The sequence below is a fragment of the Hymenobacter cellulosilyticus genome (assembly GCF_022919215.1).
GTDB classification, from domain to species: Bacteria; Bacteroidota; Bacteroidia; order Cytophagales; family Hymenobacteraceae; genus Hymenobacter; species Hymenobacter cellulosilyticus.
On record NZ_CP095046.1, the window covers coordinates 5,590,425 to 5,608,437 of the forward strand.

Genomic DNA, 18,013 nt, shown 5'->3' on the forward strand with positions numbered 1-18,013 from the left:
AATATGGAAATCAATAACAGCATAATTTGCGGCCCTCACAACTAATCCGAAGCTGCTCCGCTACTCGGGCTTGAGCCAGCTGGCGTACAGCACATAGTTGTCGGCGGTGCGGCTTAGGTTGGCCCGCTGCTCTTCCGTTACGGGCTTGATCTTGCGGGCTGGTATTCCGGCGTACAAGTAGCCCGGCTCACACTGCGTATTTTCCAGAACCACGGCCCCGGCAGCAATAATGCACCCCTGCCCCACCACAGCCTGGTCCATCACAATGGCGCCCATCCCGATCAGCACATCATCCTCAATGGTGCAGCCATGCACAATGGCTTTGTGGCCGATGCTGACCCGGGACCCGACGGTGGTAGCAGCCTTCTGGTAGGTGCAGTGCAGCACGGCCCCATCCTGAATATTGGTTTTGTCGCCAATGCGGATGCTGTTCACGTCGCCGCGGATAACGGCGTTAAACCACACGGTGCAATCAGCGCCTAAGATCACGTCGCCGATAATAGTGGCGTTGTCGGCCACGAAGCAGTTGGCGCCCCAGGTTGGCAAAATGCCGTGCACGGGCAGAATCAGAGCGGGCATAGGATGAAGTGGTGAGCTGGCGAAATCGTGAGTTGATGTTCTAACAGAACAAACAGGGCTGCAAGAACGAAAAACTCACCAACTCACTAGTCCTCTACTTCACCTCTACCGGGCCAGCATCCGCCGCCAGGTACCTTTCTGCACGTTGTATTTCAGCGTGCTGGGCAAGGCTTGCCAGAAATACTTGTTGATTTCCACCGCGAAGCTGGGCTGCATGTAGCAGTTGATAGTGCAGCCCTCACACTGGGGCAGCCGCCCCTCCAGGGCCACCATCCGCCCTACTTCCGGCGACTGATACAACTCGTAAAGTTGGCCCTGAATGGGAAATTTCTGCTCCCCTAAGTGGTAACAGGGCACCACCAGCTCGTTGCTAGGCGAGATGACCAGCGTGGTGCTAGCAGCCTTGCACACCGGAGCGGCGACGTGGTTGCCCCCGTCTTTGCGCAATTGAATAAAGGCTTCATTCAAATATACGCCCCGCTTTTTACCGAAGGCCGACAGATAATCCAGCTCCGCTGTGGTTAGCTGCTCCCCGGTTTCCACGCTGTTGTATTCAAAGGCCGGGTTGATTATCAGCATCAGGCCATTGGGCTGAGCAATGTCGCGGTACACGGCTTCTAGGTCGTGCAGATTCTCCCGGAACACGGTAAAGAGAATATCGGGCCGCTCCCCCAACTCTTTGGCCACCCGGATGCTTTCCAGCACGAAGTCGTAGCAGGCCACGCCGCGGCCTTTGTCGTGCACTTCCTTCTCGGAAGCGTCCAAGGAGAAATGCAGCATATCCACCTTGCCCCGCAGCTTTTCGGCGTACTTTGGGTACAGCAGGCAATTGGTGGTTAGCGTCGTAATAAAGCCCATGTCGTGGGCCAGGCCCACAAACTCGTGGATCTGACGGTGTAGCAGCGGCTCCCCGCCCGTAAAGTCGACCACGCTCACGCCCAGACGCTTCAGGTCCCGCAGGTTCTGCTCCACGTCGGCCAGTTGGATATAGGGCGAGGGTTTCTCCCAGATATCACAAAATGAGCACCGTGCATTGCACCGGTACGTGACGTAATAATTGCAAAGCACCGGGTGACGAACAATCCGCATAGTGGCCCAAAGGTAAGCAGGAGTTGGTGGGCAAAGCTTGGAGCACCCAGCGCTGCCCAACCATCTTAGTGCTGCAGAATACCGCGGCCCACGTCCCAATGTTTGGGAGTAGCCGCCAAAGCCTCGGGCGTAGCCGGTCCGTAGTGCTCCAGGTAATAGTTGCAGAACCCTTTTAAGGGACAATTAGGACAGTCGGGCTTAGTGAAAAAGCAGATATGCTGCCCATGCCAGTAGTTGTGCTTGTGAAAGTTGAGCAGTACCAGCGCATCCTTCGGCAGCTGAGCCAGCAGCAGCTGATGCGCCTTCTCGACAGATACTTTTGGCCCTATCATGCCCACGCGCTGGGCTACCCGGTGTACGTGGGTATCGACGGGCAGCACCGGCTTCTGGTAGTTAAAGAGCAGTACCAGGGATGCCGTCTTCAGCCCGATACCCGGCATATCGGTTAGCCATTCCAGCCCTTTTTCCGCGGGCCAGTCCGCCAGAAAGTCGAGCGTAAAGCTGCCCTGCTCGGCCTTGATCCGGCGCAGAATCTCCTGGATGCGGGGTGCCTGCGTATCGGGCCAGCGGGTGGTCCGGATGGCGTGGGCCAGGTCGGCGGTAGGCGCGGCTAACACGCCTTCCCAATCTCCGAAAGCCTCCAGCATCCGGTCGTAGGCCAGTTCCTCGTCGTGGTGGGTGGTGCGGTGCGACAACAGGGTGCTGATCAGCTCCCGCATGGGCGTACGGCGCGGCTTGGGGTCCAGGGGGCCAAAAAAATCGTTCAGAATCACGTGGTTCTGCCAGGTCTTGTCGGCCGCAGGCAGCGAATAGGCATCAGTCATGCACAGTTGTACCGTCCGGGCTCGGCACGGGTTGCCTGACGTGGGTGCATTTAGGGCCTTGGTGGCTGCAGAACCAAGAAGCAGGGCATAAAAAAAGGCGGCACCCGAGGGCACCGCCTTTTTGTTCTTAGAAACTAGATTGCTTAGATGGTGCCTTTTTCGGCAGCCTTCTTCAGTTTCTCGTTAGCGAAGATGGCAACTTCTACACGACGGTTAGCAATCCGACCAGCTTCGGTCGAGTTGTCGGCTACTGGCTGCTTCGAGCCGTAACCCGTTACCGTGAAGCGCGAAGCGTCTACACCTTGCTGCTGGGCATAGTTGGCTACAGCCTGAGCCCGGCGCTGCGACAGAGGATCGTTGATGGCGTCCGAACCGCTGGTGTCGGTGTGGCCTTCCACGATTACGTTGGTGTCGTTGTACTTGATGAGGGTCTTAGCCAGCTCAGCAATGTTTTCCTGAGCCGTCGAGGTCAGAGCAGCCGAGTTCTTAGCAAACAGCAGGCCCGAATCGAAGGTGATTTTGATGCCTTCACCAACGCGCTCAACGCGGGCACCAGCCATTTCACGCTTCAGCTCAGCAGCTTGCTTGTCCATACGGCGACCAATCAGAGCACCGCCAGCACCACCGACGGCAGCACCAATGATGGCACCTTTGGCCGTACCCGACTTACCACCGATTACGCGGCCCAGAACGGCACCGCCAGCAGCACCACCCAAACCACCGATGATAGCGCCTTTAGCCGTCTTGCTCCAAGGCTTCTTTTCCGTGGTCGTCGTTTGAGCCTGGGCGTAGTTAGTGCCCAGCAGCAACACTGCCATCATAAATGCGATATACGAACGAAGGCTTTTCATTTTGTTGAGGTTTGTGTTTTTGGTATGATGTAAATATGCAGAGGTTTTTCTTTTTGAAGCAAAGTTCCTGCTTCAAGTAGCAAGCTTGCTTTCGTGTTGTAAAGCAATTTGCAATCCCCTTGCCAAACTAGTACTAAGCCCAAAAAAAACTTCGAAAACAGCATTCACAGGCTTTAAATGAGCTTTTTAAAAAACCTTGTTATTTACTCTAACGGCAAAACACAGATAATTATTGCTGTCACTGGCTTACTTAAACCCAGTCTTTTATTATCATGCTCCTATTATTTATTATTTTACAAACCTGCTTCTTCTAATTTTAAATTGGGGCTTGATAATTAGTCTAATTTAAGCTGAAGGGACCAGCGAACAGCTCCTTCTTAGTTCATGTACCAGTAGTGAAAATAAAAAGGCCGCGCCAAATTGGCGCGGCCTTTTAAAAATGCAGTTGTACTTAGCAGCTTACAGAGTGCCGTTTTCAGCAGCCTTCTTCATTTTCTCGTTGGCGAAGATGGCAACTTCTACGCGACGGTTTGCCTGCTTGCCTTCAGCGGTGGTATTATCAGCCACGGGCTGCGACGAGCCATACCCTTTGGTCTGAACGCGTGCTGCGTCTACACCCTGACCGATGGTGTAGTTGGCCACGGCCTGAGCGCGACGCTCGGAAAGAGGCTGGTTGATGGCATCCGAACCGGAGTTGTCGGTGTGGCCCTCGATGATGACGTTGGTATCGGGGTACTTCTTGAGCACCTCAGCCATCTTGGTGATTTCGGTTTGTGAGGCAGCCCGCAGGTCCGACTTATTGGTGTCGAACAGGATACCTGAGTCGAAGGTAATTTTGATACCTTCACCAACGCGCTCAACGCGGGCATTTTTCATGTCGCGCTGCAGCTCTTCGGCTTGCTTGTCCATTTTGCGGCCAATGAGAGCACCGCCGGTACCACCCACGGCAGCACCGATAATAGCACCAGCAGCCGTACCCGACTTACCGCCGATTACGCGGCCCAGCACGGCACCAGCTGCAGCACCGGCACCGGCACCAATCAGGCCGCCTTTGGCCGTCTTACTCATACCCGTTTTGCGGGCACCCGTACCATTGTTCGTAGAGAGGTCGGGCTGGCTGGCGGGCTGCGAGGAGGCGCAGGAGCCGAGGAACATGGTCAGGGCCATGAACATAGCCAGAAGGGATTTGGGAGATTTCATCAGAAGTGAATTGGTGGAAAGAAAAAAAGAGCGGGTTTGCTTACCAGTCCGGATGTGCTTACTTGACTTGCTGGCAAAATGTTCGCCAAATATAGGTAGTAGCCTATACGAAGCTGAACAACAGTTTATCTTTTTCGCCAGAGGCAAGAGAAAAGCCCGATCAACGCACCAGTTGTGCGCTAAACGGGCTTTTTCCAAAAAGCTTGCCGAAAATTCGGGACTAACTAGCGCAGCGTAGGCTGGGTTTGAGGCACAGCTACTTCCGCGGGGCGCAACATGGTCAGCAAATCGGTGAGGCGCTGCTTGAGAGCTTTGCGGTCCACGATGAAATCCAGGAAGCCGTGCTCCAGTACAAACTCGGAGCTCTGAAAATCTTTGGGCAGGTCCTTACCGATGGTTTCCTTGATAACCCGGGGACCGGCAAAGCCAATCAACGCGCCGGGCTCGGCAATGTTGAAGTCGCCGAGCATGGCGAAGGAAGCCGTGACGCCGCCCGTGGTGGGGTCGGTGAGCATGGAAATGTAGGGGATGCCGGCTTCTGAGAGCAGGGCCAGCTTGGCCGAGGTCTTGGCCATCTGCATCAGCGAGTAGCCGGCCTCCATCATGCGCGCCCCACCCGACTTGGAAATCATCAGGAACGGAATCCGGTTTTGGCGGGCGTAATCAATGGCGCGGGCAATTTTCTCACCTACTACCGAGCCCATCGAGCCGCCGATAAATTTGAAGTCCATGCAGGCCACTACCAGCTCCAGGCCATTGAGACGGCCGTGGGCAGTGCGCACAGCGTCTTTCAGGCCGGTGCTTTTCTGGGTGGCGGCCACGCGCTGCGGATACGCTTTGGTATCGACGAAGTGAAGTGGGTCGCCGGAGGTCAGGTTCTCATCCAGCTCCGTGAACTGGTTGTGGTCGAAGAGCAGCTCAAAGTACTCGGCCGAGTCGATCCGGTCGTGGTGGTTGCATTTGGCGCAGGTATACAGCAGCCGCTTGTGCTCAGCCATGGTAGCCACGGTTTTGCATTCGGGGCACTTATACCACAGGCCGTCTGGCGTCTCCTTCTTCTGCTCCGTCGGGGTGACGATGCCTTTCTCTACGCGCTTAAACCAAGACATTGTAGACATTCTGATTAGTTGGGAGCTGCAAGATAAGACGAACAGGAGTCGGGGCCGGCCCTGGGTCTTGCTGCTTGCAACAAATGTGTGGTAGGCAAAGGTAAGTCAGCGGCCCGATTACATTGCTATGCACTGGGCAGCGGGCTTCCGGGCTTTTACGCAAGCGTAATGGATTGGTCGAGGTGAACGTCCTGAATGGGGTTGAGCAGCGCCTCGGTTTCGGCGCTCAGCGTGGGAAGAATAGGCATGGAGGGAATAAGTCGGAAGGAAACACGGAAGGGTAAACAAATATAGGTCGAAAATCAAACGGCGGCGAGCTGTAGCTGGCAGATCCGGCGCGGCCTCGCTACCTTGCTTCGGGGATGTCGATTCACTCTGAATGGATGGCCCGATAGTGCTTATTCAAGATAATACCTGCGTGAAAAAAATCTCTTCTCTTCTGGTCGGCATAGCTGTATTAGCTGGTACGGCGCTGCCGGGCTGTGTGGCTTCCAAAAAATACGATGACCTGCGGGCCCGCCAACAGGCCACCGAGCAGGGCAAGGCCGAAGCAGAGCGCCAGCAGCGGCAAGCTGTGACCGAGCTTAAGAAAGCTACCGACGAGCTGAGCGAGATGCGCCTGACCAACAAGCGCCTCGTGGAGGACTCGGCCCAGACCGGCAACGCCCTGCGCCGCACCCGCTCCCTCTACACCCAGCTCACCGACAGCTACGATAAGCTCCTCAAAAACAGCGACCGGGCCATGGCCGATAAGTCGGCCGACTACAATAAAGTAGCCAAGGACCTGGCCCGCCGGGAGGCCGAGCTGGGCGAGTTGGATACCAACCTGCGCCGCAGCAAAGCCGATATCGACAAACTAAATGCTGACCTGAAGGTGCGCGAAGCCAAGCTGGCCGAGCTGACCCAGGCCCTGGCCGACAAGGACAAAGCCGTGAATGACCTACGAGCCAGCGTGAGCAATGCCTTGCGCGGCTTTCAGGGCACCGACCTGCAGGTGAAAATGAAGGATGGTAAAGTATACGTGTCGCTTTCGGAGCAGCTGCTGTTTAAGACCGGCTCGACGAAGGTAGACCCCAAGGGCCAGGAGGCGCTGAAACAACTGGCAGCCGTGCTTAAAAATCAGCCCGACGTGAACGTGGTGGTGGAAGGCCACACCGACAACGTGCCTTTCAGCCGACCTACGGCGGCCATGCAGGACAACTGGGACTTGAGCGTGCTGCGGGCCACTGAAATTGCTCGTCTTATTACTTCTGGCGGCGTGGAACCCCAGCGCATCACAGCCTCGGGCCGCAGCCAGTTCATTCCAGTGGCCTCTAACGACTCGCCCGGCAACAAGGCTCTGAACCGCCGCACCGAAATCATCCTGACGCCCAAGCTCAACGAGCTGCTTAAGATTCTGGACTCGAATTCGACCTCTACCGGTAAGTAAAAGACACCGGCAACTGGTATTATACTTTGGCAAAGCAGCCTTGAAGGCTGCTTTGTTTTTGTAGGTCCACTCTGATTTTCTTCTCAATTCGGCACTTTATATGGCATCACGCTTTCCTCTGTTCTTATTCCTTTTCGGTCTTCTCGCATTCGGATTTGTACCGGCCGTGCAGGCCACTCACATCTTGGGCGGCGACCTGACCTATGAACGCAACAGATTTACTACGTTGCCCAACCAATACTACGTGCGGGCGCGGCTGTACCGCGACTTAACTACGCAAGCCGATTACACCGCGCAGATTCCGCTGATGGTGGCCCGCAACGGCTGCTCCACGACGGAAGCAGGTAGCTTTACCAGCTCACTCAATCGAGTTTCTACCCAGCCCATTTCGGGAATGGGCTGCGCCGGCGGCTTTGCGTATCAGCTCATCGTTTTTGAAGGTGTGGTTCAACTACCGCCCGGCCGCTGGCTCCTGAGCATTAACGAGGAAAACCGCACCAACGGAATACGCAATATTCTGGCTTCCGAAACCCGGGCCTTCCATATTGAGGCCTACCTGGACAACTCGACTGGAATCAGTAATAACTCCCCGAAATTTACGGCTTACACGCTGCCGTACGCGGGCGGCAGCCAGCTGCACCGCTACAGCTTTAGTACCTTCGACAGTGAAGGTGATTCACTGGTCTACCAGTCAGTGCCGCCCCAAACGTATACGAGCCAGCAGAATACCTGCGCGGCTGATATTCCCTACGGGTCTTACGCGGCGGGCACTTTTCAGGACGCCAACGGTCAGGCCATCAGCTACCCGGCCCGGACCTTTTCAGCGGCAAATCCTTTGTTCTCGTTTCAAGCAAACAACGGCGTTGCAGCGTCTTATTTTCAGCTTAATGCCGCTACCGGGGAGTTATTGACCTTGCCGCTCATAAACCAACTCGGCCCTTTTGTGGTAGCAGTCCGTGTTGATGAGTTCCGCCTCCTCAATGGGACGTGGATTAAAATCGGCAGTGTCACGCGGGATGTCATCTATACCGTACGTAATAATGGCACCAACCGCAACCCTATCCTCAGCGCCCTGACCAGCGGCAACGCTTCGCTCCCGCTGGGTCAACCCATTCGGGTAACTCCCGGTCAGGCTCTTAGCCTCACCCTTGCCGGCGCTGACCCCGACGCCGGGCAGACCGTGACCATGAACAGCGACGTAGCGTGGTTTTTACCGGAGGCCACCTTCACCCGCCCAGTTGCTAACCAGGGCCGACTAATCTGGCAGGTACCGACTACGTTGCCCCATGGCCGCTACTCCCTGGCCGTTACGCTGGAGGACAACGGTTGTCCGTCAGTAGGCAGTGAAGTGGCTACTCTTACTTTTCGGGTGGGGGCGCAAACGTTGGCCACCAAAACCGCCCAACCCCAAGTTCTGACGGCCTTCCCCCTGCCCTTCCACGACCAAGTACAGTTTCAGCTGGAGGCGCGCCGCACGCAGGCCGTCATTGTTACAGATGAGCTGGGCCGCGAAGTAGCCCGCCTCACCAGCCGCCCCGACGGCTTAGTGGTGTGGCAGCCCGCAGCCACGGTATCGGCCGGGCTGTACTTCGCCCGCACTGCTGATGGCCGGCAGGTGGCCCGCCTGCTACGCTCGGCTCAGTAACCGGGTATTACGCATCTGGCGTAAACGCCAAACGGCCGGCTTTCCGCGAGTGGAAAGCCGGCCGTTTGGCGTTTGCGGAATCCTTCCCGCTACTTGGTCGTGGGTAGGTTGATGAGCAGGCGAGCGAAGTAGAAGCCGCCGTTGTAGCCAAACTGGTTGGGGTTGTAGATGGTGCGGCCCCGGTTGGTATTGTCGCGGGAGGAATTGTAGGACAAGGCGCCCACGGCAAAGTTTTGCTCGTTGTTGAGCTCATTCACCCGGTATTTGTCGGGGTACACGTCGAAGATATTGTTGGCGCCCACGGTCAGCCCGATTTCCTTGTTGAGCTGCACGCTCAGGGTCAGGTCGGTAATCCACTTGGCCGCGAAGGTCTGGTCGATGCTGGAAAACAGGAAGCCGTTGTTGGCGCCGGGGTTGTCGAGGCGGGCGTCGCGGTATTCCACCGAACCGAAGTGCACCGTGCGGGCTTCCACGCTGAATATCCCGAATGAGTAGCCGGCCGTCAGGTTGATTTTGCTGCGGGGCTGGGCACTCTCGATGCGGCCCCGCTGCTGGCGGTCAAACAGGGTGTTCTGCAGGCCGGTCTGGTCGGCATCAATCGTGGACGAACTGTTGACCTTGCGTACTTCGGTTTTGTTGAAGTTTGCGGCAATGGTCAGGCTTAGGCGGCCCGGGCCCAGCTCCATGCGGTTGTTGGCCACCACGTCGATGCCGCGGGTGCGGGTATCAATGGCGTTGGCAAAGAACTGCACCTGGCTTACCGGTAAGGTGCCCAGAATGGCAGCCACCGTCGCGTTGGCGCGGCTAAACTGCGACGACAGCACAATCCGGTCCTTGATGTCAATCTGGTAGGCATCCACGGTCACGCTGGCCGTGCGCAGCACCCGGGCCGTGACGCCCAGGCTGTAGTTCACGGACTTTTCCTGCTTCAAAGCCGGGATGCCGAAACCCTGCTGCCCGGTGCCGCCCGGCGTGAAGCTGTTGCGCACGATGGGGTTGTCGTTGTTGACGGTCAGCACCTGATTGGGGGCACCCTGCACAAACTGGGTGCTGGTGTTGGTAAAGTAGCGCTGCTGCAGCGAAGGAGCCCGAAACCCGTTGCTCAACGCCCCGCGCACGGCCACGTCGGGCAGAATGCTGTAGCGGGCGGCCAGCTTGCCACTCACGTTGTTGCCAAAATCGCTGTAACGCTCGGCGCGGCCGGCTAGGCTTACCAGCAGTTTCTCAGTGATGTCGCTTTCCAGGTCGATATAGCCGGCCGTATTGGTGCGGCTGCGGTTTACGGCGTCGGAGGGCTGGTAGCCGGGAAACACCTGGGCCCCGGCCGCGGCCGGAGTGCCCGGCGCAATCAGGCGGCCGTAGTTAGCATAGGAGCCCCGCTCCCCGGCTTTAATCTGGTAGTTGTCGTCGCGGTACTCCAGGCCAAAGGCCACGTTGAGCGTACTCAGGGCGGCCACGTCGGTGAAGTGGCGGGTGAAGTTCAGGTTGCTCGTATTCTGGCGAAAAGCAATGCTGCCGGCGTAAAAGTTGGTTGGGCTGAGGCCAATCGGCAAGGAAGCGTTGAGCGTGTTGCTGATGTCGAAGCGCAGCTCGTTGCGGCCAAACGTGTTGCTTAAGTCCACGTCGAAGCCCGCTACCCGGGTGCGCAAACCCGAAATGATGGACTGGTCGTCGATAAGCGTGTTGATGAACGGCAAAAAGCCGTTGGGGTAAATAGTAGCGTCGGTCTGGGTAATCTGGTTGGGCAAGCGGTAAAAGCCCGCGGCCTTGCCCGTACGGTGGGTAGCGCCGGCCGTAATGTAGGCCTCCAGCCCCAGGGCCGGCACCAGTGTGTAGCCGAAGTTGAGAAAGCCGCCGTAGTTGCGGGCATCCGACTGACCCAGGCGCAGGTTTCGCCGGTCGTAGCCATTCTGGGCCACCAGGGCATCGTCCTGGGCCTTTAGTTCGCGGCGCTTCTGCTCGGTGTCGGCGCTGCCGGGGTAGTTGCCGCCGTTGCCACCCAGGTAAATCAGCGGAGCCGTGTCGGCGCCGGTGCGGTTGGTGTAGCTGCGGTTGCTGAACTGTCCGCTCAAATCGAGGTAGCCGCGGCCATTCAGCCCGATTCCCACGTTGGCGTCGGCTTGGTAGAGGCGGCCGTCGCCCTCGTAGGTCTGGCCCACGGTGCTGCTGGCCTGCACGCCAGTGGTGTCGTCCTTGAGCTGAATGTTGATAACGCCGGCAATGGCATCGGAGCCGTACTGGGCGGCGGCTCCGTCGCGCAGCACCTCAATGCGCTTGATGCTGGCGTTGGGAATCGTGTTCAAATCAGTGCCTACCGAGCCGCGGCCCACCGTACCGTTGATGTTCACCAAGGCCGAGGAGTGCCGCCGCTTGCCGTTGACCAGTACTAGCACCTGGTCGGGGCCGAGGCCGCGCAGGGAGGCCGGGTCCACGTGGTCGGTGCCGTCGGAAATGGCCTGGCGCGACGATTGAAACGAGGGCGCCACGTAGGTCAGGATCTGCGAAACGTCGGTTTGGGCAAACACCTTGATTTCCCGGGCCGAAATAACGTCGACCGGCGCGGTAGTCAGGATGTTGGAGCGGCCTTCCGTGGCCCGGGAGCCGGTTACGACCACCTCGTTGAGGTCGGTAGCGGCATCCTGCAGGCGCACGTCGATGCTGGTGCGGCCATTTACGGCAATCTGCTGGGCGGCCGAGCCGATGGCCGAAAAAACCAGCGTAGCCGCGCCGGGCACGCTGATGCTGTAACGCCCGTCGCCGTCGGTGGACGTACCGTTGGCGGTGCCTTTTTCCAGCACCGTCACGCCGGGCTGGGCCGAGCCGTTGGCGGCAGTTACCCGGCCGGTCACGGTAAGATTCTGGGCCTCGGCGCGGACCACCAGCAAGAGCAGGCCAGCCAGCAAGGTGTAGACAAAGAGTAGGCGTCTTCTCATAAAACCAAAATGTAAGTGGTTGGAAAATCGGCTAGCAAGAATTGCGGGAAGCCGTACACCCGGTTACAATGGTGTTGTGTTGGTACTCAGCCTGACTGGCCTAATATAGATGCTAATCCCTACAGCTGCATGGAAAGTCGGGTTTATTCCCGCTGAAGCCTGGGCTAACCGGATTCGCCCTGCCCCGGCACCCGCCGGTGCTGTCAGCCGCCGGGTTATGCTCGTTGTTCAAATACTACAGCCCAGATTACACCGAGCTACTCCGGCGGCCAGAAAGCTGTTACCCAAGGATTATGCAGTAATATATTGATATAAATCTTTAATCAAAGGCCGTTAGCACCGTCGCCCGATAAGCCGCGGCTCTTCTCGTCAGCTTGTGGCTCATAGCCAAGCTTACCGGCGCCACCACTGCTGCGGCAGCGGCCCGTCGGCCACTTCCACCCGCTGCCCCGGGGCCGGCAGCAGCAAGGTTACCTCCGGACCGGCCGCCGCTACCAAATGCTCCACAGGCTCGTCCCAGGCGTGGAAGGCCAGGTTGAAGGTGGCCCAGTGCAAGGGCAGCAATGCGCCCTCGCCCAGGGCCCGGTGCGCGGCCAGAGCATGGTCGGGTCCCATGTGGATATCGGCCCACAACTCGTCGTAAGCCCCAATTTCCAGCATCACCAGATCAAAAGGTCCGTAAGCCGCGCCAATTTCGCGGAACCCTGCCTCATAGGGTCCTGAGTCGCCGCCGAAAAAGGCGCGGTGCGTGGGGCCCAACAGGCACCAGGAAGCCCAGAGGGTATTGTCGCGGGTGAGGCGCCGGCCCGAAAAGTGCCGGGCCGGCGTGGCTACCAGCGTGTGCGTGTCGGTCAGCTTAGCTTCCTGCCACCAGTCCAGCTCGGTTATCTGGGCGGCTGGCACCCCCCAGCGGCGCAAGTGCCCACCCACGCCCAGCGGACAGAAAAACGGCACGCCAGCGCGGCTCAGCGTCCGGATGGCATCCTTGTCGAGGTGGTCGTAGTGGTCGTGGGACAGCACCACGGCATCGAGCGGGGGCAGCTCGGTCAGCAGCAAGGGCGCGGGAAAGAACCGTTTGGGGCCGGCCATGCTCAGTGGGGAGGCCCGCAGCCGCCATACCGGGTCGGTCAGAATCCGTTTGCCATCCAGCTCAATCAGCGTGGAAGAGTGCCCAAACCACGTCACGCGCAGGGCCGTGGCGGGCACCGGCTCAGCCAGCGCGGCCACGTTGGCCCGGAATGGCCCCAACGGCTTTTTAGGCTCCCGCTCCTCTTTGCCCCGCAGCCAGCGGCGCATCATCTGCCAGTAGTCCATCGACATGCCGGTGGGAATGGTATTCAGGTACTTCTTACCGTTGAACTGCGAAGGTGTTTTCATAGGTGGTCCAGGCTGTCAGCCTGTTTTTTGACCGCAGACGCCCAGCCTTCCACTTTACTTTACCCAGAAGCGTAATTCCCTGTAATTGTCTTCGGTATAGTCACCTTGTCAGAGCAGGGTTTTCACTGTCAGCAAGGCCTGCTGGGCCCACTTCTGCATGTGTTTGCCGGAGTAGTGCAGGCCATCGGGAGCAAATTCGCTGGCATCCCCGGCGGCGATGCGGGTTAGCCCGGTTATGTCCACGTAGGCTACGCCCGCCTGCTGACACTCGTCGCGGGCTACGGCGTTAAGCTGGTTTATTTCACGGGTCACGCGGTCCTGGTCGTAGCTCTGCCCAAAGGGCGAGTAGCTCCAGTCGGGGTAGAAAGCACCACCACGCGCCCGGGCCGGTTGGCGGCAAACCCGATGGCCGTGCGCAGCAGCGCCCGAAACTCGGTGCGGTAGCTGCTCAGCGGCAGCCCCCGAAACTGGTTGTTGACCCCAATCATCAACGACACCAAATCATAGGTTTTTGTAATCTGCGCCGCCGCAATGGCTTGCTGCAGTTCTCCGGTGGTCCAGCCGGTGCGGGCAATAATATCGGGGGTAGCCAGGCCGGCCGAACGCGCCAGCTGCACGCTCCACCGGTCGGCGGCGCTTACGCCTTCCCCAATCGTGTAGGAGTCGCCCAGGGACAGAAAGCTGCCGTTGGAAGCGGTGCCGCCCGAGCCGGTGCTGGGCACTGCCCGCTCGACGCCGTCCTGGGTGCAGCCGAACCCAAGAAACAGAAAAAGAATAAGCAGAAGACGCATAAGCAGCAGAAAGAACCTGCCGCATATACGGCCGCCCGCGGCCCGCAGATTGACAGCTGCATGCTCCTGAAACGCAAAACGGACTTTCCCTGGCTTGGGAAAGTCCGTTTTCATTACGCTTGGCCCTTACTTGGGTCCCGGCATAAGTTTAGCCAATGGCCTGCTTGAGGTCCTCAATCAGGTCCTCCACGTCCTCGATTCCCACACTCAGGCGAATCAGGGAGTCGGACAGGCCGGCGGCCTTACGGGCATCGGCCGGAATGCTGGCGTGGGTCATCGTGGCGGGGTGGCCCGAGAGACTTTCCACGCCGCCGAGGCTTTCAGCCAGGGAAAACAGCTGAAATTTCTCCAGTACGGCCACGGCATCCTCTTTCCGGTCGCCTTCCAGCACGAAGGAAATCATGCCGCCGAAGTCGTTCATCTGCTTGGCTGCCACCTCGTGGTTGGGATGGTCAGTGAAGCCGGGCCAGAACACTTTTTCCACTTTGGGATGGGCCTTGAGGTACTCGGCTACAGCACGGCCGTTTTCGCAGTGGCGCTGCATACGAATATGCAGGGTCTTGAGGCCGCGCAGCACCAGGAAGCAGTCCTGGGGACCGGGCGTGCCGCCGCAGGCGTTCTGGTAGAAGCTCAGGCGCTGGTGCACTTCGTCGTCGTTGACCACAATGGCGCCCATCACGGTGTCGGAGTGACCAGCCATGTACTTGGTCAGCGAATACACCACGATGTCGGCCCCCAGCTCCAGCGGCGTTTGCAGGTAAGGCGTCGAGAAGGTGTTGTCGACTACCAGCAAAGCGCCGGCTTCCTTAGCCACGGCCGCAGCGGCGGCAATGTCGATGACGTTGAGCAGCGGGTTGGTGGGCGTTTCCACCCAGATCAGCTTGGTGCGGTCTGTTACCTTAGCCCGTACGGCTTCCATGTCGTGCATGGGCACGAAGTGGAATTTGATACCCAGGGGCTCGTATACTTTGGTGAAGATGCGGTAAGAGCCGCCGTACAGGTCGTTGGTCGAAATTACCTCGTCGCCGGGCTGCAGCAACTTGATTACGCAGTCGGTAGCGGCCATGCCCGAGGCAAAAGCCAAACCGTGCTTACCGTTGTCGAGGGCAGCCAGCGCGTCCTGCAGCTGGGTGCGCGTGGGATTATGAGTGCGCGAGTATTCGTAGCCTTTGTGGTCGCCGGGGGAGCGCTGCACATAGGTTGAAGTCTGGTAAATAGGCGTCATGATGGCCCCGGTGGTGGGGTCGGGATGCACGCCGGCGTGGATGGCTTTGGTACCGAATTTCATGGGTGAGTTATTACGAATCGAAAAGTGGACGCGTTGCGCAGGATCAGGGCGTCAAAGGTAAGAAGGTAGCTGAGAGAAAAGTTTTCCGAAAGCCAGGGAAACCCGAGCAAGCTCCGCAGGTGAAGCCGTATCTTGGTGGCAAAATCCTGTTCACACCTAACGCAATAGTTACTTGAAACAATTTCTACTCCTTTGGGCCCTGCTGGGCTTGGGCGTAGCCACGCAAGGTGCCCCTACTCCGCCTGATTCGGCGGCCCGTGAGCAAGCCTATATCGATTCGGTACAGGCTACGCTGCACTACCAGACCGGTCACGTGGCTTTACCCAACAATTTGGGCTCCCTGAACGTGCCCCAGGGCTTCCGTTACCTCGACGTAAAGCAGAGCGACTACGTGTTGACCAAACTCTGGGGCAACCCCGATGGCGAATCGCTCGGCATGCTGTTTCCCGCCGACCGGGGCCCGCTCGATACCAACAGCTGGGCTTTTGCGGTCGAATACGACCCGTCGGGCTACGTGAAAGACGACGACGCGGCCGACATCAACTACGATGACCTGCTCAAGCAAATGCAGGACGATACGGAGGAAGCCAATGAAGAGCGGGAAAAAGCAGGCTTCGGGCGCGTACTGCTCATTGGCTGGGCCGCCAAGCCCTTCTACGACCAGAAGCTTAACGTGCTGCACTGGGCCAAGGAGCTGCGCTTCAGCGGCACTGCCGACAACACGCTTAACTACAACGTGCGCCTGCTGGGCCGCAAGGGGGTGCTGAACCTGAACGCCATTGGCAGCATGAATCAGTTGGCCGAAATCCGCAGCACTATTCCGGCCATCATCAAGAGCGTGGAATTCACCAAAGGGCAGCAGTATGCCGACTTCAACCCTGAAATCGACGAGGTAGCGGCCTACGGTATTGGCGGTCTGATAGCGGGCAAGGTGCTGGCCAAAGTGGGCTTCTTCGCGTTGATTGTAAAGTTCTGGAAAGTAATCCTGGCCCTGGCAGCCGGCGGCTGGACGGCTATCCGGCGCTTTTTCGGTGCCAAGACAGCCAGCGAATAAAGTCCCCGCCAGCCTGAGCCGCAGCACAGCCGTGTAGCCTTCTGCCGAGTTCTTTCGTTTTACCTTCGGGCCGGCTGCTCCTAGCCGGCCCGATTGTTTTTCCGCCCTGCCCATGAAATTTCTTCGGGAACTCTTCCAGAAAAATGCCTCTACCCTGCTGTCTATGATTTTGCTGGCGGGTCTGCCTTTTTTGGGCAGCTCGTCGCTGGGTTTCGTGCTTTATCGAAACCAGGAGCTGATGCAGCATCTCTCGCTAGGACAAAGCCTGTTGTATTTTGTCATTATCGGGGTAGCCATGGCATTCTCCCTGATGCACACTACGCTTGCAGTGCTTATCACGGGCTTTTACTTTGGCTGGGCAGGGTTTCCGGGCATGCTGGTGGCCTATACCCTAGCCGCGCTGACTGGCTACCAGATTGCCTCCAGCCTTGACCACGGCAAAATGCTGACTTTCCTGAAGCACTTTCCGAAAGCCGATGCAGTGATGCGGGAATTAAAGAACGACAGTTGGCAGCTGGTGTTCCTCTTGCGCATTTCCCCGTCACGCCTTTTGCACTGATGACGTTCATTTTAGCCGTGATGCGCATCGACCGGCGCCGCTTCCTGCTGGGTAGTGTGGTGGGAATGCTGCCCCGCAGCTTGTTTTTCTACTGGCTTGGTACCAAGGCCAAGGATGTGTTTACCCTAGTAAAGAACCCCGACACGGGCACGACCGGCAAGCTGCTGCTGCTGGCGTTAGTCGTTATTTCCCTGTTTGGGCTGTACTACGTGTTTAACCATGCTCTGAAACGCGCCCTGAGCCGAAGCAATACCACTAGTTGAAAAATATTAAAACTGGTTTTCAACGATTTGTGCTTTCTTAGGGTCTTTTTTCAGAAGAATTTTCGCTTCCCGTTTGCTTAGCCCAAGTTTTTGCTCTTATCTTTGCAGCACCAAAACGGTAAATGGTTGTATAGCTCAATTGGATAGAGCATCTGACTACGAATCAGAAGGTTTAAGGTTCGACTCCTTATACGACCACAGAAAAAGGCCTCTAGCATGCTGCTAGAGGCCTTTTTTATTTGGTGGGCGGCAAGGTGCGCGCTGCTTGGGGAAAATAGACTCCCGCCCTACTTTAGGTTCTGATTCAGCATTTGCAGTACAGCCGGCGTACTTACCTCCGCCCCACGGCTGCCAGCTGAAATGAATGGTCGCTTAGCTATTGCTGAGTTACATACCCGGTAGTTTTGGCCTTGGTGCTCTGCTACAGAAACAGCTGCATCAGCAGCCGGGCCAGTTCCATATAACCACGAGCCGTCCAACACCTTGGCTCACCAAGGCATACTATTTAGGTACTTATAATCGGTTTAGTGATAGTGGCCTGTAGGGGTCAAGGTTGCTCGTCCTTACGACAGCAACGTTGGGAACAGCACAGGCCAATACAATTTTCACTAAGCTTCAACTGCACTGGCATTCGGTTTCGATGGAAAACTTCTCCAAGAGTTTAGATGCATCATAAACGCCGAGTACTTCTTGCTCTACTACACGAGAAAGCCACAAGCACGTTTAGCCAGCCACGAAATTATAGCCGATACGTGCGAAAGCCAGCTTGACTCTCTGCGAAAAGTACACTTGTTTGTCCAGTCATAGTCTTTGGAAAATCTGCTTCACATCTTTCCCAAAGAACGTGATGCTAGGCCACGAATGCCCAGATTAAGTCTTGTTCCTCTATATTTGAGAGCCTCGTACTCTGGTGTGATTGGGTTCTTTACCCTATAACTATGCGCAAGCAAAGCTTCATTAGCATGGATAAAGCTTTGTAACCATGTCTCTTTACATTCGAAAGAAACTGATGGCTACCAGAT

At 57.6% G+C, this 18,013-nt stretch carries 16 protein-coding genes and 1 tRNA gene; 6 read left to right on the plus strand and 11 right to left on the minus strand.

Features of this window, described 5'->3' with window-relative positions; translation table 11 throughout:
• Window positions 1-60: 60 nt before the first annotated feature.
• From MUN79_RS27365 to accD, 6 genes are all read right to left on the minus strand, one after another.
• Window positions 61-579, minus strand: coding sequence for a gamma carbonic anhydrase family protein (locus tag MUN79_RS27365; protein ID WP_244675623.1), 519 nt, complete (start codon window positions 577-579; stop codon window positions 61-63).
• A 105-nt stretch (window positions 580-684) separates the two neighbouring features.
• Window positions 685-1,668 (minus strand): radical SAM protein, encoded by a 984-nt coding sequence (locus MUN79_RS27370; protein WP_244675624.1) that lies wholly within the window; start codon window positions 1,666-1,668, stop codon window positions 685-687.
• A gap of 65 nt (window positions 1,669-1,733) precedes the next feature.
• On the minus strand, window positions 1,734-2,492 hold the full coding sequence (locus MUN79_RS27375; protein ID WP_244675625.1) for an endonuclease III domain-containing protein: 759 nt from the start codon (window positions 2,490-2,492) through the stop codon (window positions 1,734-1,736).
• 143 nt (window positions 2,493-2,635) lie between these two features.
• On the minus strand, window positions 2,636-3,310 hold the full coding sequence (locus MUN79_RS27380) for a YiaD family glycine zipper/OmpA-like lipoprotein (protein ID WP_244678400.1): 675 nt from the start codon (window positions 3,308-3,310) through the stop codon (window positions 2,636-2,638).
• A 492-nt stretch (window positions 3,311-3,802) separates the two neighbouring features.
• Window positions 3,803-4,543 (minus strand): YiaD family glycine zipper/OmpA-like lipoprotein, encoded by a 741-nt coding sequence (locus MUN79_RS27385; protein WP_244675626.1) that lies wholly within the window; start codon window positions 4,541-4,543, stop codon window positions 3,803-3,805.
• Between the two features lie 224 nt (window positions 4,544-4,767).
• Window positions 4,768-5,652 carry an acetyl-CoA carboxylase, carboxyltransferase subunit beta gene (accD, locus tag MUN79_RS27390; protein ID WP_244678401.1) on the minus strand — a complete coding sequence of 295 codons (885 nt, stop codon included), beginning with the start codon at window positions 5,650-5,652 and terminating at the stop codon, window positions 4,768-4,770.
• Between the two features lie 484 nt (window positions 5,653-6,136).
• Between accD and MUN79_RS27395 the strand changes: the two genes are divergently transcribed.
• Complete coding sequence (locus tag MUN79_RS27395) at window positions 6,137-7,081, plus strand: OmpA/MotB family protein (RefSeq protein ID WP_244675627.1); 945 nt, start codon at window positions 6,137-6,139, stop codon at window positions 7,079-7,081.
• 166 nt (window positions 7,082-7,247) lie between these two features.
• Window positions 7,248-8,726, plus strand: a complete 1,479-nt coding sequence (locus MUN79_RS27400; RefSeq protein WP_244675628.1) for a hypothetical protein — start codon at window positions 7,248-7,250, stop codon at window positions 8,724-8,726.
• Between the two features lie 89 nt (window positions 8,727-8,815).
• On the opposite strand, the gene MUN79_RS27405 is transcribed toward MUN79_RS27400, so the two are convergent.
• The 5 genes from MUN79_RS27405 to MUN79_RS27425 all read right to left on the minus strand — a co-directional run bounded on the left by MUN79_RS27405 (window position 8,816) and on the right by MUN79_RS27425 (window position 15,115).
• Window positions 8,816-11,659, minus strand: coding sequence for a TonB-dependent receptor (locus tag MUN79_RS27405; RefSeq protein WP_244675629.1), 2,844 nt, complete (start codon window positions 11,657-11,659; stop codon window positions 8,816-8,818).
• Window positions 11,660-12,052: 393 nt separating this feature from the next.
• Window positions 12,053-13,036, minus strand: coding sequence for an MBL fold metallo-hydrolase (locus MUN79_RS27410; RefSeq protein ID WP_244675630.1), 984 nt, complete (start codon window positions 13,034-13,036; stop codon window positions 12,053-12,055).
• A gap of 108 nt (window positions 13,037-13,144) precedes the next feature.
• Window positions 13,145-13,348, minus strand: coding sequence for an SGNH/GDSL hydrolase family protein (locus MUN79_RS27415; RefSeq protein WP_244675631.1), 204 nt, complete (start codon window positions 13,346-13,348; stop codon window positions 13,145-13,147).
• A complete protein-coding gene (locus tag MUN79_RS27420; RefSeq protein ID WP_244675632.1) occupies window positions 13,345-13,827 on the minus strand; it encodes a GDSL-type esterase/lipase family protein in 483 nt (160 codons plus the stop codon). Before MUN79_RS27420 ends, MUN79_RS27415 begins: the two co-directional genes overlap by 4 nt.
• A gap of 148 nt (window positions 13,828-13,975) precedes the next feature.
• Complete coding sequence (locus MUN79_RS27425; RefSeq protein ID WP_244675633.1) at window positions 13,976-15,115, minus strand: cystathionine gamma-synthase; 1,140 nt, start codon at window positions 15,113-15,115, stop codon at window positions 13,976-13,978.
• A 172-nt stretch (window positions 15,116-15,287) separates the two neighbouring features.
• Here MUN79_RS27425 and MUN79_RS27430 point away from each other — a divergent pair, with 172 nt between their 5' ends.
• The 4 genes from MUN79_RS27430 (at window position 15,288) to MUN79_RS27445 (ending at window position 17,189) form a co-directional block, all read left to right on the plus strand.
• Entirely contained in the window at window positions 15,288-16,169 is an 882-nt protein-coding gene (locus MUN79_RS27430; protein ID WP_244675634.1) for a DUF2167 domain-containing protein, read from the plus strand.
• Between the two features lie 112 nt (window positions 16,170-16,281).
• Window positions 16,282-16,728, plus strand: coding sequence for a TVP38/TMEM64 family protein (locus tag MUN79_RS27435; protein WP_244675635.1), 447 nt, complete (start codon window positions 16,282-16,284; stop codon window positions 16,726-16,728).
• A complete protein-coding gene (locus MUN79_RS27440) occupies window positions 16,728-16,991 on the plus strand; it encodes a TVP38/TMEM64 family protein (protein WP_244675636.1) in 264 nt (87 codons plus the stop codon). Before MUN79_RS27435 ends, MUN79_RS27440 begins: the two co-directional genes overlap by 1 nt.
• Window positions 16,992-17,115: 124 nt before the next feature.
• Window positions 17,116-17,189: transfer RNA gene (locus tag MUN79_RS27445), tRNA-Arg, on the plus strand.
• Window positions 17,190-18,013 lie beyond the last annotated feature (824 nt).